This is a genomic window from Terriglobia bacterium (genome assembly GCA_020073085.1).
In the GTDB taxonomy this organism is placed as follows: Bacteria; Acidobacteriota; Terriglobia; order JAIQFV01; family JAIQFV01; genus JAIQFV01.
On record JAIQFV010000003.1, the window covers coordinates 59,146 to 78,486 of the forward strand.

Genomic DNA, 19,341 nt, shown 5'->3' on the forward strand with positions numbered 1-19,341 from the left:
ATGGACAACGAGTGACCCCGGACAATCGGTCGGGAATCTGCTTGACTAAACCGGACCCCTCGTATAATTTTTCAGGACGAAAGCCAATCCAAATCCAAAACCCAGAAGGCGCAACCCTATTACCTGAAGGAGGGAAGAATGCAACCCAAAGAAGTATTGGAGTATGCCAAAGAGAATAATGTGAAGATTCTCGATCTTCGCTTCACCGATCTTCCGGGATTGTGGCACCACGTCTCATTCCCGCTTCACGAACTGACGGAAGAAAGTTTTGAAGACGGATTTGGGATCGACGGGTCCTCGATCAGGGGTTGGGCATCCATCCATGAGAGCGACATGCTCCTGATCCCGGATCCCAGCTTTCCCTGGATCGATCCATTCCATGAAGCGCCGACGCTGTGCATGATCGGGGACGTGATTGATCCCATCACGCGGGAGCATTACCCGCGCGATCCCCGTTACGTGGCCCGCAAGGCGGAGGCCTATCTCGCCTATACCGGGATCGCTGACACGGCCTACTTTGGCGCGGAGGCAGAATTCTTCATCTTCGATAACATTCGCTTTGACCAGAAAGAGCACTGTGGCTATTACTTTATTGATGCGGAGGAAGGGCGATGGAACTCGGGGCGCAAGGAGGAGAACCTCGGCTACCGGCCGCGTTATAAAGAGGGTTATTTCCCCGTCCCTCCTACCGACCATTATCAGGATCTGCGCTCGGAGATGGTCAGGGTCATGGAACAATGTGGGATGACGATTGAATGTCATCACCACGAGGTGGCTACGGCGGGTCAGACGGAGATCGACCAGCGATTCAATACCATGGTCAAGTCCGCCGACAACATGATGCTGTACAAGTACATCACTCGAAACGTGGCCAACCGGCATGGCAAGACGGTGACCTTCATGCCCAAGCCGCTATTCCAGGACAACGGCTCCGGGATGCACTCCCACCAGAGCCTGTGGTCGAAGGGGAAGCCGCTTTTTGCGGGCGATCAATACGCTGGATTGAGCCAGATGGCGCTCTGGTACATCGGGGGCCTGCTGAAGCACGCGCCCGCGATCGCCGGGCTGATTGCTCCCACCACGAATTCTTATAAACGGTTGGTCCCGGGTTTTGAGGCCCCCGTCAACTTGGCCTACTCCCGCCGCAATCGCAGCGCCGCCGTCCGCATTCCGATGTATTCCGCATCCCCCAAGGCGAAACGGCTGGAATTTCGACCTCCCGACCCTTCGTGTAACCCCTACCTGGCGTTCGCGTCCATGCTCATGGCAGGCATCGACGGGATCGAAAACAAGATTGACCCGGGCGAGCCCCTCGACAAAGACATTTACGACCTCAGTCCGGAGGAGATGAAGGACGTCCCCACTTTGCCTGGCTCGCTGGAGGAGGCGTTGAACAATTTGAAAAAGGATCATGGCTTCCTGATGAAGGGCGATGTCTTTTCGCAGGATCTGCTCGACACCTGGATCAATTACAAAATGAAGAATGAGGTCCAGGCGGTGAACTTGCGTCCTCACCCTTATGAATTCGCATTGTATTACGACATCTAACCTGGGGTAGCGGGTCGGTGCGTCGGGGAATCGGGTTTGTGCTAAGATGTGTGGGACTGCAGTCTGCTGAGCGCAGGAGTAGTCCCTTTTTTTTCGCCTTCATTGCATGCCCATTCGACATCTATCCATTTCATTCCAGGATCCGGACCGGGCACAGCTGAACTGGACGCGTATTGAGCGGTCGGCGCCCCGTGAGATTCTGGGCCCGATCGCTTCGCTGCTCAAAGGCTCTGCCGATCCCGACACTGCCCTCAACTATCTTGAGCGGTTCCTCTCCAACACCCCCGAAAAGACCATCAGTTATCTCGCCAAGTTCCCGGCAGCCCTCAATGTGCTTATCCCCCTCTTTTCACAAAGTCATTTCCTCTCGGAGACGCTGCTCATGCATCCGGAATACGTGGAATGGCTCCACCGGGACAAGCGGATTGAATTCGTTAAGTCGAAGGAAGACCTGCTGGAGGAGTCCTCCCGGTTCGATGCGACCCTGGGGGATGTGGAGTTGGCTGAACGCCTGGCCCGTTTCAAGCGGAAGGAGTATCTCCGGATTGCCCTCCGTGACGTCAGGAAGATTGCTACTCTCGCGGAGACCACATGGGAACTGTCGACGCTGGCGGACGTGGTGCTTGAAAAGGCCCTTCGTTGGTGCGACCAATCGCTTCGAAACCGCTATGGCGTCCCCCGGTTTCTCGACGAGGCAGGCAGAATTGCTCCCTCGGAGTTTGTCGTCCTGGCCCTTGGGAAGCTGGGAGGAAATGAGCTCAATTACAGTTCCGACATTGATTTGATGTATCTGTATTCCCACGAGGGGGAGACTGAGGGAATCGAGGGGCGGTCCGAAACGCGAATCTCGAATCAGGAATACTTTATCAAGCTCAGTAGCGCGATCAATGAAGCGGTGAGCCGGGTCACTCCGGCGGGATGGGCCTTCCGGGTGGACCTGCGTCTGCGCCCCCAGGGGAGAGAAGGCTTCCTGACACGGTCGGCGAGGAGCGCCATCGAATATTATAATCGCCACGCTCAACCCTGGGAGCTGCAGGCGCTGCTGAAGGCGCGACCTGTGGCAGGATCACTGGCCGTTGGAAAGCAGTTGTTGAACAGCTTGCAGGTACGCATTTTTCCCTCGGAAGAGAAGGGGCGCATTATTGAAAGCATTGAGCAGATGCGGATCAAGCTGGATGATAAGCTGCAGCAATCAGAGGCCTCGGGCTTTAATGTGAAGCTGGCGCGAGGAACTATCCGCGACATCGAGTTCATTACGCAGTGCCTGCAGCGCATCCATGGAGCTCATGACGCCTGGGTCCGGGAGGGCAACACGGTTCTTGCCTTGCGTCGCCTCCACGACAATAACTATCTGCCCCGTGCCGAGTTTTTCGCCTTAGCCAGCGCCTATGAATTCTTTAGAATCATTGAACATCGCCTCCAACTGGATCGGGGCCAACAGACTCATACCCTATCCGGCCAGCCGTCCGATCAGCAGCTTCTGGCCCTGCGAATGGGCTTCGAGGACGGCCGCGAAACGACGGCTCGGGAGGCCTTGCTCCATGCAATCGAGTATCACCGCGGAAATGTTCTTCGAATCTCCCAGCAAAATCTGGAGGAGGGGAGGGTCCAGGCCGTCGTTCACCCCGGCGACGTTCAAATTTTGGAAGAGATGGAACATGGAGCTGAGGCACGAGAATCTCGCGAGATGACGGCGTCAATGAATAAGCTCGAGAAAGTCCATCCTGACTTCGCATCCGCGCTCAGAACGGTGGATTTTGACAAGGCCGCCAGATCGCGGTTCCATTTATTTCTTGAGGCCCTTCTCTCGCAGGCCCAATTGCTGAAAGATTTTCAGCTGAACGCATCTTCTTGCCAGCGGCTGGAGGCGCTCTTTGCATCCGGAACGGCTCTCTGTGAAGCGATGGTGCGTAATCCCAGGTGGGTGCTCTCTCTGCTGGAGAAGCCCGCGGCAGGAAATCGGCCCGGAATGTCCAGGGGGCTGCGAATCAAGGCCCGACTTGAAAGTACCGTCCCTAAAAAAAGCGGGAAGAAGAAACGCGGCCGACCCGGAGCAGCGGCTCCTGCGGGGGTGACTTTCTTTCGACATGAGATTCGCCGCCAGGTGTTCGACATTCTTGTCGAAGATGTGTTACGGCAGCCTCCTCTGGCAGTTTCGCTTCGACGCCTGACGGAAACCGCGGAAAGGGCCGTGGCAGGCGCACTGACGCTCGCGACCCGTCAGCTCAGTGGGCGGGTTTCAGCAGCAACACGAAAAATCCTTAAGAGCAGTGATTTTCATTTCGGCATTTTTGGACTGGGGCGCCTCGCCTCAAACGAACTCGATGTCGGGTCAGACCTGGATCTCTTCTTCGCGTGCGATTACGCTAGCTTCAAAGCACGAGAAGCCGTTCACGAAGTAGCGTTCCGGCTTGCTGAGACGGTGGTTTCCATACTGACAAGTTATACTCGTGAAGGTCCCTTGTACCGGGTCGACCTCCGCTTGAGGCCCAGCGGCAAGGAGGGAGAACTGGTTCAGGATGCCACTTACTTGATTGAGTACTTTCGAGGGATTGCCAAAGGCTGGGAGCACGCCGCGTATCTGAAACTGCGCCCCCTGGCGGGCGATCTGTCGTGGGCCAAGACGGTTTCAAAGAAACTTGCAAATGCCAGCTTTGCCGGCATGAAACCAGAAACGCTCAAAGAGGATTTACTGGATATTCGGGCGCGAGTGCAGGAGGCGTCCGGCTCCTCCGAGACGTCTTTGGATCTTAAACAAGGCCGCGGCGGGATCTACGACATCGAATTTGCTCTTGCGTACAGCCATTTGAAGAATGGCAAGCGCTATCGGGCTGGGTTGACGCTTCGTGAGGCGGTCGAAACCGCCCGTCGCAGCAAAATACTTTCAGAGTCCATCGCGACGGTTTTTGATGAGGCGATCCCTCTTTACCGCATACTTGACCACTCCATCCGTTTAATCAGGGGGAAGACCTCTCCGGCTCTCGACCAGAAGATCATCCAGGAAGTCCCCGTGCATCTGCAGGGCCGGATCATGTCGGCCTTCGCCTCCTCTTCAGGTATGGGCCCATTTGTCCGCGGGAATCAGGCGGACGAAGTGATGGCGTTATGCACGAGGATGGCCGACCGGGTGCGATGCGGAATGGAACAAGCCTTTGAGGGAATCCCTTGAAGGTGCTTCAAGTCGGGTTCCGCCCACAACCGTTTGCCCTCTGTGTTAGACTTCACCCAGGGCTCTATTCAGCAGACCTGCAGCTCCTTGTTCTGTCGAGCAATAATTCTCTCTGGGATGGTGTTTGTGCTGGATCCCTATGGGCGTAGGGCTCCCTTGGAGGCCATCCACCCTGACCTTTTATGACGCGACTGAGTGCGGCCATACGGCTTTTTACTTTCCTGAGCATTGTTAGCATCCTGCTCTCCATTGCGGCCTCAGAGAGCTTCCTTGCCCTGGCGTTCCTTTGCTGGCTGCCCGTCGGGATCAAGGAAGGCTGGAATAAGAAGAGGCTCCCTGTCGAATGGCCCCCCTTTTTCAGAGCGCTTCAACTTTTCGTCGCGGCCACCATACTCTCGGTCTTGTTTTCTGTAAACCCGCATCAAGGGATGGCAGCAATCCGGAAGCTGCCACTGTTTTTTCTGTGCTTTCTAGTCGTCCGGTTCCTCGATCAGGTTTGGATCAAGCGCGTCTATTACAGTCTGTTCGGCTTAGGCAGCCTGGCAGGACTCTACGCGATGGTACAGTTCGGGGAGAAGTGGTGGTTATTCCAGCACACTCAGCAGGCCGCGGATGATCCCACTCTCATCTTTCGCATTCATGCGTTCATGGGTCATTGGATGACCTTCAGCGGGGAACAGGTTTTGGTCCTGGCGGCGCTCCTGGGGTGCCTTGTGGCGCTTCCGATCCAGAAGACCTGGAGGTGGGTCGGTGCTGCTGTCTTGCTTTCTGTTTCCGTAGCGTTGAGCTTCACGCGAAGCGTTTGGCTTGCGGCCATGGCGGTTTTTGCCGTGGCGCTGCTCACTGCCCGGAAGCGGATCCTCCTGGTTTTCCCCCTGGCGCTCATCGTGCTGCTCGCGATCTTTCCGCATGCCTTTCACGATCGGCTGGATTCGATCGTGAATACGGGATTCTCTTCCAATGTCGCGCGAATCGAAATGGCACGGGCGGGTTGGAAGTTGTTCCGCGAGCACCCCTGGTTTGGAGTGGGACCGCAGCGAATCAGGGAGGAATTTGAATCAATCCTGGAGAATCAGGGGGTACGCAACCCCCCTTTTTATACCGGCCACCTCCACAACAATTTCGTACAACTCGGGGCAGAACGGGGGATATTCGCCCTGGCGGCCTTTGTGTGGTTGATGGTTGAACTGATCGTCCGGTTCTGGCGAGGAACCCTCATTGCCACAGGCCCCGTCGAAATGCGGGCGGCCTATCTCGCCGCTTTACTGTCGACGGTCGCCCTGGTGGTAGCAGGGCTCTTTGAATTCAACTTTGGTGATTCGGAAGTCCTGATACTATTCCTGTTTCTGATCAGTGCCCCTTACGCCATCCGCCCGTTCACTCCTGATCCTTCGGCACGCTCCAGGCCGAACCTTACATAGCAAGGGTTGCCCCCTACTTTTCGTCCTCAGTGCTCGAATCGTATCCTGCGCTCGTGCGGGGATTCGGATTGAACCTCAACTCTCCCCGATCCGCTGCGGTGGTCGAATGATCCGCAAGATGGATTTCACCCGCTTTAGCGGGTTCAGCCCGGAGAATCTGACTCTCTGGAAGAGGAGAGGGGCTTCGCAAGTCCAGGGAATAAATCTAGGTTTCCCCGGGCGAGACTGTGGCGCCCGTGAATCGCTTCAGCCGGCCAAAGAACTTCCTGGCCGCCCGCACATCCCGGCCAATTTGATTCTTCAACTCGATCGGGCCGGCGAATTTCCTCTCATCGCGCAAGCGATGAAAAAAGGATATCGACATCTGGCTCGGGGCCTCGATCTCATCCTGATCAAGCAGATGGGATTCGATGGAAAGTGACGACTCGTCGAAGGTTGGCCGGGTTCCCACGTTCGTAACCGAGGGATAGGTGCTGGAATGAAATGAAGTCTGGGTGATGTACACCCCGGTCTTCGGAATCAACTCGTTAACCGACACCAGGTTCAGGGTGGGGACTGTCAGCTTATGACCCCGTCCGGCCCCCTGAGTGACGCTGCCCTCCAGGGTAAAGTATCTTCCCAGAAGACGATTGGCCTCGGCCACATTGCCTTCGCGGACATAGCTCCGGATCAAACTGCTGCTGACCCGCGTCTGGCGCCAGGTGTATTGGGGGATGCCCTCTACTCCAAAATGGAATTCATTCCCCAGGAATTGAAGTGTTTCGAGATTTCCCCTTTGCTGGTATCCAAAGACGAAATCGGAACCCACAAAGACCTTTCTCGCCGCCACGCAATGCACGAGGATTCGCTCCACAAAGTGGCGAGGGCTCCATCGAGATACTTCTTCGTCAAAAGGAACGATCAAGACGTAGTCGATATCGTGCTGGGCCAGGGCCGCCAGCTTCTGAGGAGAGGTCATGATCAGCGGAGGAGCGGTGTCGGGTAACAAGATTCGAAGCGGGTGAGGGCTGAAACTAATGACGACGGAACAGCCCTTTCGAGAGTGGGCTTCTTCCACGACCCGCTTGAGAATCAACTGGTGGCCGAGATGCACGCCATCAAAGTTGCCGATCGTAACGAACGGCGAAGGGAGACCCGAGGGAAAGGATTCCAGGCGCGAAAATTGTTTCATGAGTCAAGTGAGACCTTGAGCCCGTCATAAGCCAAACGAACGTGAGGGGGAAAATGGGCTTCAGTGGTTTGATGGTCCAGATCATGGCACATGTGAGTAAAATATGCTTTCTTTGGATTCAAGACCTCCACGACTGCGAGGGAATTCTCGAGGTTCGAGTGCGTGGGATGCGGCTTCCGCCGCAGGGCATCCAGCACGAGGACCTCTAATCCCTGCAACAGGGAAAGCGAAGTCTCTGGAATGGTCTTGAAGTCTGTAATATAGGCGAAGCCGTTCATTCGATACCCTACAATTTCATTGGGGCCATGCATCACGGGAATGGGAGTGACCGGCATTCCAAAGAGCTCAAATGGGCCGTTGATCTGGACTTCCTCCACATGGGGAACCAGGCTCAACGCGGAAGTGGATTCGAAGATGTAAGGGAAGGCCCGGCGGATGTGGGAGAGGGTTTCGATGCGGCCATAAATGGGAACGGCCCCTTGCTGCCAGAAATTGTAGGGCCGGATATCGTCAAGTCCCAGGATGTGGTCCGCGTGGGAGTGGGTGTAAAGGATGGCATCCACCCGAGAAATTTTTTCCCGCAAGGCCTGGGCCCGAAAATCAGTGGAGGTATCAATGAGTATGTTTCTGGTGTCGAAGGAAACCAGGACCGAGGCCCGCGTTCGAGAGTTACGCTGATCTGTCGATTGGCAGACTCCACAGCCACACCCTACGACAGGAATTCCCGCCGAAGTCCCAGTGCCTAAGAAGGTAATGTTCATCGCGGTTCTTGAATCGACTGGTTCACCTCAAGGAAAGTCATCCGCAGTTCATAGAGGATGTTGTCCAGAAGCTTCGATTCCGATTCGTCGAGGTTCCCTTTCGTCTTCTGCTGGAGAATTTCCAGGATATCGATGGTCTGTCGGGCCGCCTGCAGATTTTGCTCCGGCTGGTTGGTGGCGGGGTCTGGAATCAGCCCCAGTTGAACCATGGCGGTTGAACTGAGCGACATCACCAGGGTCTCAAAGGTCATCTGAAAGGCTTCCGGAGGAGTTGGATCCTCGGGTGCCGTTCGTTGGTTCGCGGATACCTTGGCCTGCGGGGCTGTCACGTCTCCGATGGTTTCGCTGGATTCCGCCCTGGCCTCCCCTTCGGTAGTAAATTTTCTCTTGTCCGTGACCTTAAAGGTCCCCTCTTGTTCTGAATTTTGCATAACGGTCTCCTCGCCTTGGAAAAGGGATCACGCGCTTCGAGGCCGACCAATGAAGCGTCCCGCCTCGCTCTCGTTAGGGATGAACCCGAACTAAGTTTTTATCATTGGCAAAAAACGTGTTCTTGTCAACACGTTCGTCATTCTTCAGATGCAAAAGACCACTGATTGCTGAGGAGAAAACTGGCCGGACCTCGGGATGCCGCCATTTAGTAAAAGGCGGCGTCAACGGGAAAGGACCATTTGCCCGAATCGTCGGGGCACATGAAAGTCGGGCTTCGGCGTCATCGTCGGGTTCCAGGCAAGGTAAAGATGCGACTTCAATTCCACCCGGTAGGCATTGAGCGCGACGCGCGTTCCTGTAGTCATTTCCTTCATCCCGAGAGATTCGAGCGGAACGCGGAACTCGGCCTGCCAATGCCTCTGTCCGATGTCCACCGCACTCCGCGATTCCATCCCCGCGACCCAGTGGAAATCCTTCAAATCCCGGTCCCGGTCCACATCAATTTCAATCCATTGAGCTGACGGGCTCAATTCGAACTCCTTGTAACAATTCGGACGCCGGAGATCCGGCGATATGAAAATCTCGACGACATCTTCCTTGTCCCACAGATCGTGAGTTCGTGTTTGAACCTGGGGGCGGTCGCTCATGGTCAGCTTTTGAAACCGGCAGTCGAATCCGAAATGCAAAAAATCCTTGGTCCACCGTGTCGCGAACGATGTTTCCCATGGAGGACCCACCGCCTCGCCGTTCCACTGGGTGGAGATCGCTTGCCATTGAGCCCCTCTCCAGAACTCCGTCCCCCAATCGGCCTTAACAGGCGGCTTCTCATTCGCCCACCGGCATTCAAGGACTCGCGAGGGGTCTGCGGTAGGTGTACTCATCATGGCTGGCAGAATCTCAAAAATGCCGGGCAATCAGGCAAAGGGTTTTCAGGTTGATGGGGAGGGATTATATAGGAGGACTCGGCGTGTTGCGAGGATTTTCCTTAACAATTACGCTGGAATATGGGAATCTGTCTGGAAGCACTGGTGGGCGCTATAGGACTCGAACCTATGACCTCTCCCGTGTGAAGGGAACGCTCTACCAACTGAGCTAAGCGCCCCAAGGCGGCGATTAAGCTAACAAACTTTCCCACGAGCGTCAACGAGTAAAAGCGAAAACAAGCATCTCGCGGCGGGATGGGCGAGATCCTCCGGAGCCCTCACTTGGACCCGAATCATGATCGCGACGTCGATATCCTGGAGAGAATCCAGGCGCTCCAGCGATCCATTGCCACCGTCATCCGGGGAAAAGATGAAGCCATCCGCTTTTCCGTGGTGGCTTTGCTGGCCGGCGGACATCTCTTGTTGGAAGACGTTCCGGGGGTTGGGAAGACGACCCTCGCCCACGCCATGGCACGCTCCTTCAACTGCACTTTCCAGAGAATCCAATTCACGAGCGACCTGCTCCCCTCCGACATCATCGGAATTTCGATTTACAATCAGGCCACACGAACCTTCGAGTTTAAAGCGGGCCCTCTCTTTGCGAATGTGGTCTTGGCCGACGAGATCAACCGCACCACTCCCAAGACACAGAGTTCGCTCCTCGAGGCGATGAATGAAGGTCAGGTCACGGCCGATAACCATACCTACGCGCTCCCCCGGCCGTTCATGGTCCTGGCCACCCAAAATCCGGTGGAGCACCATGGTACCTACCCGCTCCCGGAATCACAGCTGGATCGGTTTTTGATGCGAATCACAATGGGCTATCCAAGAACCAGCAGCGAAAAAGAAATCCTCCTCAGCCAGTCCCGCAATCATCCCCTGGAGGATTTGACGCCTGTCCTGAATGCTGAAGAGGTGTTGGCCATCCAGGAGCGCGTGCGGTGCGTCACGGTGGACGAAGCGCTCGTGGATTATGTCCTGCGGATTGTTCAGAGCACCCGCTCCCATGAACACCTCTCGCTGGGCGTGAGCCCGCGCGGTTCGTTGTCCCTCTACCGGGCGGCCCAGGCGCTGGCCCTGGTGGAAGGTCGCGGATATGTCTTGCCTGACGATATCAAGCGGCTCGTGAAGCCCGTGTTTGCTCATCGTATGACCGTGAATTCGAAGTTCTCCTCCACACTGAAGAAAATTGAACAAGCCGAGCTGATCCTCGACGAGATCATCGAATCCTTGGAAGTCCCGCTCTAGGGTTCCCCTCATGGCCCTCAAGAAACCACTTCTGCCGGCGTGGGGTTATTTCCTCATGGCCCTGACGACCTTGTTGCTGGCGCTGCTCGCAGCGCTGGCATCCCGGGCGGCCGCTCTGGAAAATCAACTGATCACCGCCGCCCTGCTGGCGCTCGTCGCACTTGGCCTCGCGGGACTCATTTCAATGACGGTGGTCCCTTCTCTGGCCCGCCGCGCACGCAGGGAGTGGAGGGGAGCAAAGATCTTATTCAAAGTGAGCCGCGAGGGGTGGATCTATTTCGGAGTGACCGTGCTGATCGGTCTTTCCGCCGTCAATACCGGGAACAACCTGCTCTTCATCGTTTTATCCACGATGTTGGGCTCCATTGTCATCTCGGGAGTGGCGTCCCGCGTCGCCCTGAGGGGACTCCAGTTTTCCGCAGACCTTCCGGAGCGTTTGTTCGCTCGACAAGCATCGCTGGCGACTGTCACCCTGGCCAACCGAAAGCGATGGCTTCCCTCGTTTTCGATCTCAGTGGAGCCAGCCCTTCAAATGGGCCCCTGCATCGCCTTTGAGCGAATCTACTTCCCGTTTCTTCCCCCCTCGTTCTCCCAAAAACGGAGGATGGAATTGGTGTTCAGTCGCCGGGGCAAGTACTCTCAGTCAAGGGTTCGAATCTCCACGCGATTCCCATTTGGCTTCATTACCAAATGGGTCGAGCTCCCTCAACCCCGGGAAGTGATTGTGTTTCCCTCGATTGAACCGGTGGACAGTTTCTACGAGATTCTCCCTTTGATCAGCGGCGAATTTGAGAGCTATCTGAAAGGCCGGGGGATGGATTTGTATGCCGTCCGCGATTACTCGGCCACCGATTCTGCCCGAACGATCCACTGGAAGGCCACGGCACGGGCGGAATCGCTCAAGGTCAAGGAATTTGCCCGCGAGGATGAACGACGCCTCATGCTGATTTTTGACGCGAAAACCGACGATATTCCGATGCCCGAGCCCTCCCGGTTTGAGAGGGCAGTTACGCTGTGCGCCTGTCTGGCCCATCACTTTCTTAGTGAAGGGGCCGACCTCAGTTATCTACGGGAAGATGGAACTCTTCTGGAGGGGACCACGGAAGAGACGCTTGATGAAATCTATACCGAGCTGGCGCTGCTGGAGATGAGCCCAGGTCCCAGCCGGCTGATGGATCAGGTGGAATCGCTCCCGCCAGACGAGAAGGATTCATTTAAGATTGTATTCACATTGCGGGAACGCGGAACGCTCCCCACCCGACTGTGGGAGTCATCGCATGTTCTTTTCATCCGGGAAGGCCCTGGCGCGCCGGGCAACCCGGCCCCTGTGGAATGAAATCAAAATGTCAGGCTTTCCCGCACGGGCGGCCTGAAAATATCCAGACATCGATTTGAGGAGGACACAGTCATGCGAAGAACGATCCTGGGCGCCTTGTTGTTGCTGCTTCTCCCTTTGCTCGCGTTGGGCAAGGACGCTCCCTATGCCGAGGTGTTCGGCGGCTATTCTTACTATCATGCCGCGGGCGGGATCCACTTGAATGGGTGGAACGCCTCTGTCGCAGGGAATCTGAACGACTGGTTGGGGATTGTCGGTGACTTTAGCGGTCACTACGGAGACTTCCATCAGCACGCCTACCTGTTCGGTCCGCAACTCTCGTATCGCAAGTTGCCCTTCGTCACCCCATTTGTTCATAGCCTCTTCGGCGGGGCACGCGTCAATATAGGTTTACAGAATGCCTTTGCAATGGCTTTGGGGGGTGGCGTCGATGTCAAGGTAGGATCGCACACCGCGGTCCGGGCGGTACAGGCGGATTACTTGATGACTCGGTTCGGGGGAAGCACGCAGAATAATGCCCGGCTTTCTTTCGGGCTGGTCTTCCGATTCTAAGGGTTCCATGACAACAGGAAAGGGCCCACGGGCGATCCGCTCCCATGAATCGCCCGGCTCTTAGGATTGGTTTCCGATTTGAACAGGAAAGTCCTTGTGAAGCGAATGAAAGGGTGCCCGGCGGGCACCCTTGAAGGGGTCTGAGACACTCAGTCCGGCTCGCTGGCGGCCCCCTGTGGGAGTCAAATGATGGACTTCGCGGCCGCTGCTCTCCGGGGAAGGGTTTGTGTCCGGTAGCTGCTGTGCCGGGACTCTGACTCAGACTTTTCAAGATGAACCGTGAAAGATTTGGATTGCCGGTCCCGGAGAACCTTGATTTCGAGATCGCCCTCTCGTTTTGCACGGATCATGCGCATCACATCCTCTGTTGAGGCGACTTCCTTGGAATCGATTCCGACAATCACATCACCCGCCTTCAACCCGGCCTTCTCCGCGGGGCTCTCTTTTCGAACAGAAGTGATAAGCGCCCCATGACCGTCCTTTACCCCGAAGTATTCCCCCAGCTGGGGAGTTAAAGAATCAATATTAACCCCGAGCCGGCCCTGACGGGGTTCCAAGAGATAAGCCATTGCACCCTGCGGCCCTTCCCAGTTGTGGAACCGCTCGGTCAACTCGTCAAGGTTCTTGCGGAAGGGAGCCAGGTTCAAGGTGTAGACGTCGTTGGTCTCCGAGCCGGGGTGCTTCCCTAAAGTGACCGCAATGGTCTTTGGGGCGCCGGTGCGTACCACAACCAGGCTGCTGGTTCGATCCGGAAGCAGTTCCCTCATCATGCGTGTGAACTGACGCGTCGTAAGAACTTTGACTCCATTAAACTGCACGATCACATCGTTGGGGTGAAGCCCCGCCTTTTGTGCGGGCGAATCCTTCTCAACGCTATCAATGAGGACGCCGTTTTCGTCAGGTAATTTGAGTTCGGACACCTTGGCTTTTGTCAGGTCACTGATGGAAACCCCAAGCCATGCGCCGTCCTCCCATCCTTCCAGAAGCGAGTAGGTGTTCTGGCCATAGGCCTCAACAGCAGCAAACAACAAAACGATTGCAAGGATCACGGTAACGATTTTTGGGCCATTGTGCATGTTTCCTCCTTGGACTCAGTTTTCGCCATTAAGACGATTAATCTCAGAATTTGGTCGGAGAAAAATTCGACGGTTCGGACTTCCTAAGACAGGAAGACGCCTTCAGCCGCACTTCAACGCTGGAACTCGCCTGGGGAAACGGTGGGTCGGGCGGACGCTAATCTGAGGCTATGCAAGCGAGATTTGCCATGACTCAACGTCCTTTCAACCGTCCAGCCGGCAGGAGTCCGTCCCGAGCTTCAATGCTTGTTTCTTGCGAACGACAGGGAGGGAATCGCACCAGGGGAGGAGTAGGTTAAGCGTGAGTTGGTAATCATGGAGCCAGCGGTCGGACTTGAACCGACGACCTACGGTTTACGAAACCGTTGCTCTACCAACTGAGCTACGCTGGCGCGGAAGGCATTATATCCGAGTCTCCCAAAACTGCAATGAACAAAAAAAATGCTCACCCGCGAGGATGAGCATTTTCTTGTTAAGGAGGGAATGACGGATGCGCAACCGTCAATACCAAAACCATGGCCATAGTAGATAAGGGGCCCTTGTGTTGTCAATAGAAAAAACTGGATTTCCACAGAAATAATTCCCTTCCTTTTGTAGACATTTCTATCCACATACAATGATATTATAAGTAGTGTATATACAGCATTATATAAATTACATTCTAATGTTATTGTTTAAATATTTTTTTGAGACTGGCGAGAGATCTCCAGGGCGACGCGGAACTCATTGTAAACGAAAGAAATACTGCCAAAAGGGTGGGTCGACGAGAGGGTCATTGGGCGGAAAAGCCTACTGGAGGACATGACCTTTCATTACAGATTCTAGCTCTTAGGAGTTGCCATTTTGCTGCCTGGACTGTTACAGTTTGACAGGTTCATTCCGTTTTGAATAATATCCTTAGGCTAGAGATGGAGGGTTCATGCGCCGCCGTGCCTGGAAGAATCTAGTGCTCCTCCTCACCATTCCCATAATCATGTTGTCTCTGATTGCGGACGTCACTCCACTTTACGGTGGTCCTAAAATCCCCCGGGTCAAAAAGAAGAAGGGCGAAAGCCAAAAGAGCGATCACACCTTCGTAGGTAAGGTCAAATCCATCGATATCAAGAATCGCATCCTGGTCTTGACCACAACGGAGGGTGATCAGGAGGAAACCTTCAATTATAAGAAGGGCGTCCGGATCACATCGGTCCATAAGACGGGCGAACTGAAAATCTCCGAATTGGCTGTCGGGATGCTTGTTACGCTGTACATCAAATCCTCAAAATCGACATCTGAGGTTTACGAGATTCTTCTGATGTGAATGGGTGATCCGAACTGCGGCGAATGGGGCCGCCCGTTACGAGAGGCGTGTGGAGCGGGTCATCCCGTCCTCACTTTGATGGAGGGGCAGTGGGGGGTGGATGAACTGTTCTCTCCCAAAGCCGGAGCTGTGTGAGCTCAACTTCTTCTGGACGATCGAAAATTGAAATCGGCAGCCAGCGCTTGGCGGCGACCCGGATGAAACCAAACACCACGCCCGCCCCAATTGTAAAAAGGAGCAGAGCTCCCGTCAGCATGATGCTTTGTCTGACCCTTCGAAGATAGGCAGCCACATCTTCTCCGGGTGGGACTTCATCCCAGGTGAGGTTAGCGCTGTATTGAATCGTTTGCAGCAACGTGTTCGCTTCGGCCTCGCTCAGCGTTCCAAAGAGCAACGCGATCAATGGGCCGCTCCGCTTACTGAAGATCGTGCTGGTCGGGGAGGGATTCAGCAGAAGGGAACGCGCATCTTTCATGTCCGTATAAAACTTGCGCGCCAACTGTGGGGTGGGGTAACTCAACAGCAGGAGTTGTCCTTGCGTGTTCGGAAATTGGTATCTCGCGACTGAGACCTCGGCGCCCATTTCCAAGCCCAGTTTGGCTGTTTGCAGGGGGATCTTGAGGTCCGAAAAACCTTGCGGGCCGACGGCATACCGGGAGGTTCCGGAAACCTGGTTGTGGAACGGGAGTCGCTTCACAAGATTGGGCAGTTCGGCGTGCTGCCGGACCAATGCGGAAACCTCCCTTCCGAGGTCCAACAGCTGGGTCTTAGCCTTTCCAGACGCCGTCTGATCATGGATATGGATTACCAGGTTAGCTTGCCACAGCCACAGGTCATTGGGAGTGGAGGTCGCCTGATCTCCCGTGGGCTCAGCGTGCGCATCGGGCTGAACCTGGATGGTGTAAAGACTGTAGGCTCCCGAGGGATCTCCCAACTCAAAGATCTGAACGGAAACGGCCCTTGGTCCGCGTTCATAAATCCCTTGCCAAAAGGACCGGAATCCACATTCCTTGAGGAGGATGGGAGATACCGGGAGGCCGATATCCGGAGAACGGAGAGTTTCCGTGCCCACAAGCGATCCCTGGGCACGCCAATGAGCGGTGGCGCCAATCTTATTCAGGATTTCCTTCGGAGAAGGAAATAACTTAATCGTTGTTACGAGGGTGTCTTCGGAGTGGGAACTACCTGCGGTGAGCGTGAACGCCAGGCAGCCATAGCCAAGCAGCTTTACCCAATTCGTCTTCATACCCCACACTGCTTCGGAAAGCGTGATTATTCCTCGGTCTCAATCTTCTTGGCGACCTTAATGCCACTCAAGGTCTTGACGTAATTGAAGATGCCCCCAAAAAGTGCCTGCGCCATCTTCTGCCGGTAATCCTGTTTCTTCAGAAGTTTCTCGTCGTTGGGATTGCTCAGGAACGAGATTTCGGTGAGGACTGAGGGCATGTTGGCGCCGATCAACACGATGAAATGGGCCTTCTTGACGCCGCGGTTTCTAGCATATCTATTCCACTGGGCCGTTTGAGTGGCGATCGACTTCTGAACATCCCCGGCAAATTCTCTCGACTCTTCCACTTTTTCATTCAGAGTGATCTTCTTGATGACATCCTGCAAATCATGCAGGGACCGCTCCGAATAGGCGTTCTCACGGGAGACCACGTCCAGGGTTTCCTGGTCCCGGCTGGAGGCGATTCCCAGGAAGAACGTTTCGACCCCGCTGGCGGAACGGTTGCGGCTGGAATTGGCGTGAATGGAGATGAAGAGATCCGCCTGTTTCTGGTTTGCCAGTGCCGTCCGGTTCTCCAAGGGTACAAAGGTATCATCGTCCCGCGTATAGACAACCTGACTGCCCAGTTTTTCCTCGATGAGCTTTCCTAGCCGCAATGAAACGTCAAGGCAGAGGTCCTTCTCCGCCAGTCCTCCGGGGCCGATCGTTCCGTAGTCGTGGCCTCCGTGACCCGGATCGATCACGATCTTCCCGATCTTCAATCCCAAGGAACGCGTCAATGAAAGCTCGCCATCGGATTTCGGCTTGGCGGCGTGCGGGGCTGCCAGGGCGCTGGTGTCCGTCCCTTTTGCCTTTTCCTTGGGCAGAACGCTTCGGGGTTGAGCTTTTGTGGTGGGGAGGGGTTCGGGGGAGGCGGACTTGCTGGAGGTGGCTGTTTTCTCTGGAGTGACCGCCGGAATTTCTGTAGCAACATCTTCCGAGCGCCGAGTCGGCTCTTGTTTCTTCTGGTTCGAGGGGACGTCACCGGTCTTTGCCGGGGCAGGCGGCACTTTCTCGGCGGTAACGACAGGATTCTCCTTGGGGGTGCTGGCTCCGCGAACGTCGATGACCAGGCGGTACGGATCGTAGAGTGGGAAGACGGTGTAGTCCTGAATCCGGTCCAAATCGAGAACAATGCGTACGATGTTGGATTGGAACTGCCCGGCCCGTATTTCCTTCAAAAATCCGTCTTCAACGGGAAAGCTCTTGCCCGACAGGGTGGAGGTCAAGCGGGCTCCCCGGAGGTCGAAAAAGATCCGGTCAGGGTTTGCCAGCCGCCGTTGATCGAACTCCACTTCGCTATCCACGTCAATGACAATACGGGTGTAATTGGAGGTCGACCAGTGTCGAATATTGGAAACGCGCGGCAGGCGCGAGGAATCAACCGTTTTCGCTTGGGCTGGCTCCTCGGCAACATCAGCGTGCTTCGGCTGGGCGGCCTTCTCCGGCAATGCCGGTCTAGAGGATTTCGCCTCCAGTGCAATCTTTTGCTTCAGTTGGCGGACATTCTCGCGGGCCGCAACGACCTTGGGTCCCTGCTTGTACTTGTCAAGGTACCTTTGGAAAACCTTGAGCGCCGCGTCATTGTCTTCCAAATCATCCTGATAGATTAACCCGATTGTGAAAAGCGCATCCTTCACGAACTTGCTGAATGGATACTCCTTAAGCAAAAACTCATAATCCTGGATCGCTCTTCTGTAGTAATCGGGCTTTTTTAGATCTCCCCCCATCTGATTGTGCAATTCAGCCACTGCCAGGAGCGCATCATCGGCATAGGCTGAGACAGGGCTGATGTCATAAACCAGCTTGTAGGCGTACAGCACGCGCTCATAGTCGCCTAACTTCCTCGATGATATCGGCCGGCCATCGAGGCCCGCACGCAACTGCTCGGCCTTTTCGAAGGCCGCCTTGGCACGTTCTCGTCTATTGGCGTTCTCAGGGGAGGCTTGAAGGGTGGAAATTAGGCCGACACTGGCTACGGCCCCTAAAAGCACGGGGAAAAAGAGTTGCTTCAAACGTTGCTTACGGTCGCCAGAAAACTGCAATTCCGTCGAAGTTCATCTCCTTCAACAAGTTTCGGCTGATTATTGCACGGTCATATCGGTATTGCAATACCTCTTTCGAGCATTGTTCATTTTACCCCTCCCCCGATAAGACGGTTTCGGAGCGGGGAAGATCCATAAACTCCATGGATGCGCACGCTAATCGAAGACTTGAGTTGGTGAACAAAAGGTGAGAATCAAGGAGGGGAATGGGATGCGCGGTCGTCTATAAGGAGCCTGCGGCCCGGGGCATATGGTATCCGTCAAAAACCACTGAAGAGGCGGGTGGATCGACATTGGTAAATTTGAGTCTTCCTCCCACTAATGCCACGTAAGTGACCCGCTTGGTGGCATAATCGTAAAGGGGAATAGAGGAGGACCCGCCCAGGATGTCGCTGATTCGTTTCACGTAATCACGTGTTTCGCGGTATGGAGGGATCGCCTTGAGCTTCTGGACGATGTTCTCTCCGGCGTTATAAGCAGCAAGCGTGAGGTTGACATCGCCATTGAAGGTATCCAGAAGGAAGTTGAGGTATTGGATCCCGCCTTCCAGATTTTCCTCCGGATTGTACACATTCCGCACGCCAAACCGCCTGGCCGTGGCCGGCATGAGTTGCATCAGGCCCAGGGCACCCTTTCGGGAAAGGGCATGTGGATTGAAATTGGACTCCACTTTGATGACGGCGCGGACAAAATCAGGGCCCAGGTTGTATCTTCCAAGATTGTATTTCTCGACCAGAGTCGCAATCCGGTCGCTCAGTGGTTTGGAGGACTCTAACTCCCCTGAAGGGACTGGAAGTTTGATTTTCTTCCGGTTGGCCACGGTGGAAGAGCCGGACGCCCCACCGGAGGCGCCCCCCTTGGTGTTCGACACGACGTTGGTGAACACCCGCCTTCCATTTTCGTCGACGTAAGTGTAGATGCCTTCGGCCCGGTTCACCGCCGGCAAGGCCGCCATGAGAAAGAAGAGAAGTAGGTTAAAAATTCGTCGGCTCATGAGTCAGAACATCCCACTCGATTACGTAGACGTCATTGGGCGTCAAAAAGACGAACCCGAAATGCAGCTCCCCGGGCGCGTCCACGCGTCCCACTGAG

15 protein-coding genes and 2 tRNA genes are annotated in these 19,341 nt (G+C 55.3%); 7 read left to right on the forward strand and 10 right to left on the reverse strand.

The genetic code is table 11. The features are described from left to right. The first annotated feature begins 138 nt into the window (after nt 1-138). The 3 genes from glnA (at nt 139) to LAO21_04565 (ending at nt 6,138) form a co-directional block, all read left to right on the forward strand. Entirely contained in the window at nt 139-1,548 is a 1,410-nt protein-coding gene (gene glnA, locus LAO21_04555) for a type I glutamate--ammonia ligase (GenBank protein MBZ5551970.1), read from the forward strand. Nucleotides 1,549-1,654: 106 nt separating this feature from the next. Beyond that, the gene (locus LAO21_04560; protein ID MBZ5551971.1) at nt 1,655-4,717 is read left to right on the forward strand and encodes a hypothetical protein; all 3,063 of its coding nucleotides are present in this window, start codon (nt 1,655-1,657) and stop codon (nt 4,715-4,717) included. A gap of 182 nt (nt 4,718-4,899) precedes the next feature. Next, complete coding sequence (locus LAO21_04565; protein ID MBZ5551972.1) at nt 4,900-6,138, forward strand: O-antigen ligase family protein; 1,239 nt, start codon at nt 4,900-4,902, stop codon at nt 6,136-6,138. 205 nt (nt 6,139-6,343) lie between these two features. Here LAO21_04565 and LAO21_04570 read toward each other — a convergent pair whose 3' ends face one another. From LAO21_04570 to LAO21_04590, 5 genes are all read right to left on the reverse strand, one after another. Next, the gene (locus tag LAO21_04570) at nt 6,344-7,309 is read right to left on the reverse strand and encodes a bifunctional riboflavin kinase/FAD synthetase (GenBank protein ID MBZ5551973.1); all 966 of its coding nucleotides are present in this window, start codon (nt 7,307-7,309) and stop codon (nt 6,344-6,346) included. Further along, nucleotides 7,306-8,070 (reverse strand): MBL fold metallo-hydrolase, encoded by a 765-nt coding sequence (locus tag LAO21_04575; protein ID MBZ5551974.1) that lies wholly within the window; start codon nt 8,068-8,070, stop codon nt 7,306-7,308. Before LAO21_04575 ends, LAO21_04570 begins: the two co-directional genes overlap by 4 nt. Further along, nucleotides 8,067-8,321: a DUF1844 domain-containing protein gene (locus LAO21_04580; protein MBZ5551975.1), complete on the reverse strand. Its 255-nt coding sequence runs from the start codon at nt 8,319-8,321 to the stop codon at nt 8,067-8,069. The genes LAO21_04575 and LAO21_04580 overlap by 4 nt, the downstream gene beginning before the upstream one ends. Nucleotides 8,322-8,723: 402 nt before the next feature. After that, the gene (locus LAO21_04585; GenBank protein ID MBZ5551976.1) at nt 8,724-9,386 is read right to left on the reverse strand and encodes a carbohydrate-binding family 9-like protein; all 663 of its coding nucleotides are present in this window, start codon (nt 9,384-9,386) and stop codon (nt 8,724-8,726) included. Nucleotides 9,387-9,528: 142 nt separating this feature from the next. Beyond that, nucleotides 9,529-9,604 (reverse strand) — tRNA-Val (locus LAO21_04590). A 76-nt stretch (nt 9,605-9,680) separates the two neighbouring features. Between LAO21_04590 and LAO21_04595 the strand changes: the two genes are divergently transcribed. The 3 genes from LAO21_04595 (at nt 9,681) to LAO21_04605 (ending at nt 12,561) form a co-directional block, all read left to right on the forward strand. Next, nucleotides 9,681-10,673: a MoxR family ATPase gene (locus LAO21_04595; protein MBZ5551977.1), complete on the forward strand. Its 993-nt coding sequence runs from the start codon at nt 9,681-9,683 to the stop codon at nt 10,671-10,673. Nucleotides 10,674-10,683: 10 nt separating this feature from the next. Then, nucleotides 10,684-12,009, forward strand: coding sequence for a DUF58 domain-containing protein (locus LAO21_04600; GenBank protein MBZ5551978.1), 1,326 nt, complete (start codon nt 10,684-10,686; stop codon nt 12,007-12,009). A gap of 72 nt (nt 12,010-12,081) precedes the next feature. After that, a complete protein-coding gene (locus LAO21_04605; protein ID MBZ5551979.1) occupies nt 12,082-12,561 on the forward strand; it encodes a hypothetical protein in 480 nt (159 codons plus the stop codon). Between the two features lie 182 nt (nt 12,562-12,743). Here the strand turns inward: LAO21_04605 and LAO21_04610 are convergent, their stop codons facing one another. Both LAO21_04610 and LAO21_04615 read right to left on the reverse strand, forming a co-directional pair. Beyond that, nucleotides 12,744-13,637 (reverse strand): PDZ domain-containing protein, encoded by an 894-nt coding sequence (locus tag LAO21_04610; protein ID MBZ5551980.1) that lies wholly within the window; start codon nt 13,635-13,637, stop codon nt 12,744-12,746. A 316-nt stretch (nt 13,638-13,953) separates the two neighbouring features. Further along, nucleotides 13,954-14,029, reverse strand: a tRNA-Thr gene (locus LAO21_04615). Between the two features lie 527 nt (nt 14,030-14,556). Here LAO21_04615 and LAO21_04620 point away from each other — a divergent pair. Next, nucleotides 14,557-14,937 carry a hypothetical protein gene (locus LAO21_04620; GenBank protein ID MBZ5551981.1) on the forward strand — a complete coding sequence of 127 codons (381 nt, stop codon included), beginning with the start codon at nt 14,557-14,559 and terminating at the stop codon, nt 14,935-14,937. A 70-nt stretch (nt 14,938-15,007) separates the two neighbouring features. Here LAO21_04620 and LAO21_04625 read toward each other — a convergent pair whose 3' ends face one another. The 3 genes from LAO21_04625 to LAO21_04635 form a co-directional block, all read right to left on the reverse strand. Continuing rightward, entirely contained in the window at nt 15,008-16,183 is a 1,176-nt protein-coding gene (locus tag LAO21_04625; protein MBZ5551982.1) for a hypothetical protein, read from the reverse strand. A 26-nt stretch (nt 16,184-16,209) separates the two neighbouring features. After that, nucleotides 16,210-18,219, reverse strand: a complete 2,010-nt coding sequence (locus LAO21_04630) for an N-acetylmuramoyl-L-alanine amidase (protein MBZ5551983.1) — start codon at nt 18,217-18,219, stop codon at nt 16,210-16,212. Nucleotides 18,220-18,472: 253 nt separating this feature from the next. Continuing rightward, nucleotides 18,473-19,186 (reverse strand): lytic transglycosylase domain-containing protein, encoded by a 714-nt coding sequence (locus LAO21_04635; GenBank protein MBZ5551984.1) that lies wholly within the window; start codon nt 19,184-19,186, stop codon nt 18,473-18,475. Nucleotides 19,187-19,341: the final 155 nt, after the last annotated feature.

Bases quoted from the DNA above. Each gene is read 5' to 3' on its own strand.
- LAO21_04575 (MBZ5551974.1), bottom strand. From the start codon at position 8,070: ATGAACATTACCTTCTTAGGCACTGGGACTTCGGCGGGAATTCCTGTC.
- LAO21_04585 (MBZ5551976.1), bottom strand. From the start codon at position 9,386: ATGATGAGTACACCTACCGCAGACCCCTCGCGAGTCCTTGAATGCCGG.
- LAO21_04600 (MBZ5551978.1), top strand. From the start codon at position 10,684: ATGGCCCTCAAGAAACCACTTCTGCCGGCGTGGGGTTATTTCCTCATG.
- LAO21_04620 (MBZ5551981.1), top strand. From the start codon at position 14,557: ATGCGCCGCCGTGCCTGGAAGAATCTAGTGCTCCTCCTCACCATTCCC.
- LAO21_04570 (MBZ5551973.1), bottom strand. From the start codon at position 7,309: ATGAAACAATTTTCGCGCCTGGAATCCTTTCCCTCGGGTCTCCCTTCG.
- LAO21_04565 (MBZ5551972.1), top strand. From the start codon at position 4,900: ATGACGCGACTGAGTGCGGCCATACGGCTTTTTACTTTCCTGAGCATT.
- LAO21_04625 (MBZ5551982.1), bottom strand. From the start codon at position 16,183: ATGAAGACGAATTGGGTAAAGCTGCTTGGCTATGGCTGCCTGGCGTTC.
- LAO21_04610 (MBZ5551980.1), bottom strand. From the start codon at position 13,637: ATGCACAATGGCCCAAAAATCGTTACCGTGATCCTTGCAATCGTTTTG.
- LAO21_04580 (MBZ5551975.1), bottom strand. From the start codon at position 8,321: ATGACCTTTGAGACCCTGGTGATGTCGCTCAGTTCAACCGCCATGGTT.
- LAO21_04595 (MBZ5551977.1), top strand. From the start codon at position 9,681: ATGGGCGAGATCCTCCGGAGCCCTCACTTGGACCCGAATCATGATCGC.
- glnA (MBZ5551970.1), top strand. From the start codon at position 139: ATGCAACCCAAAGAAGTATTGGAGTATGCCAAAGAGAATAATGTGAAG.
- LAO21_04605 (MBZ5551979.1), top strand. From the start codon at position 12,082: ATGCGAAGAACGATCCTGGGCGCCTTGTTGTTGCTGCTTCTCCCTTTG.
- LAO21_04560 (MBZ5551971.1), top strand. From the start codon at position 1,655: ATGCCCATTCGACATCTATCCATTTCATTCCAGGATCCGGACCGGGCA.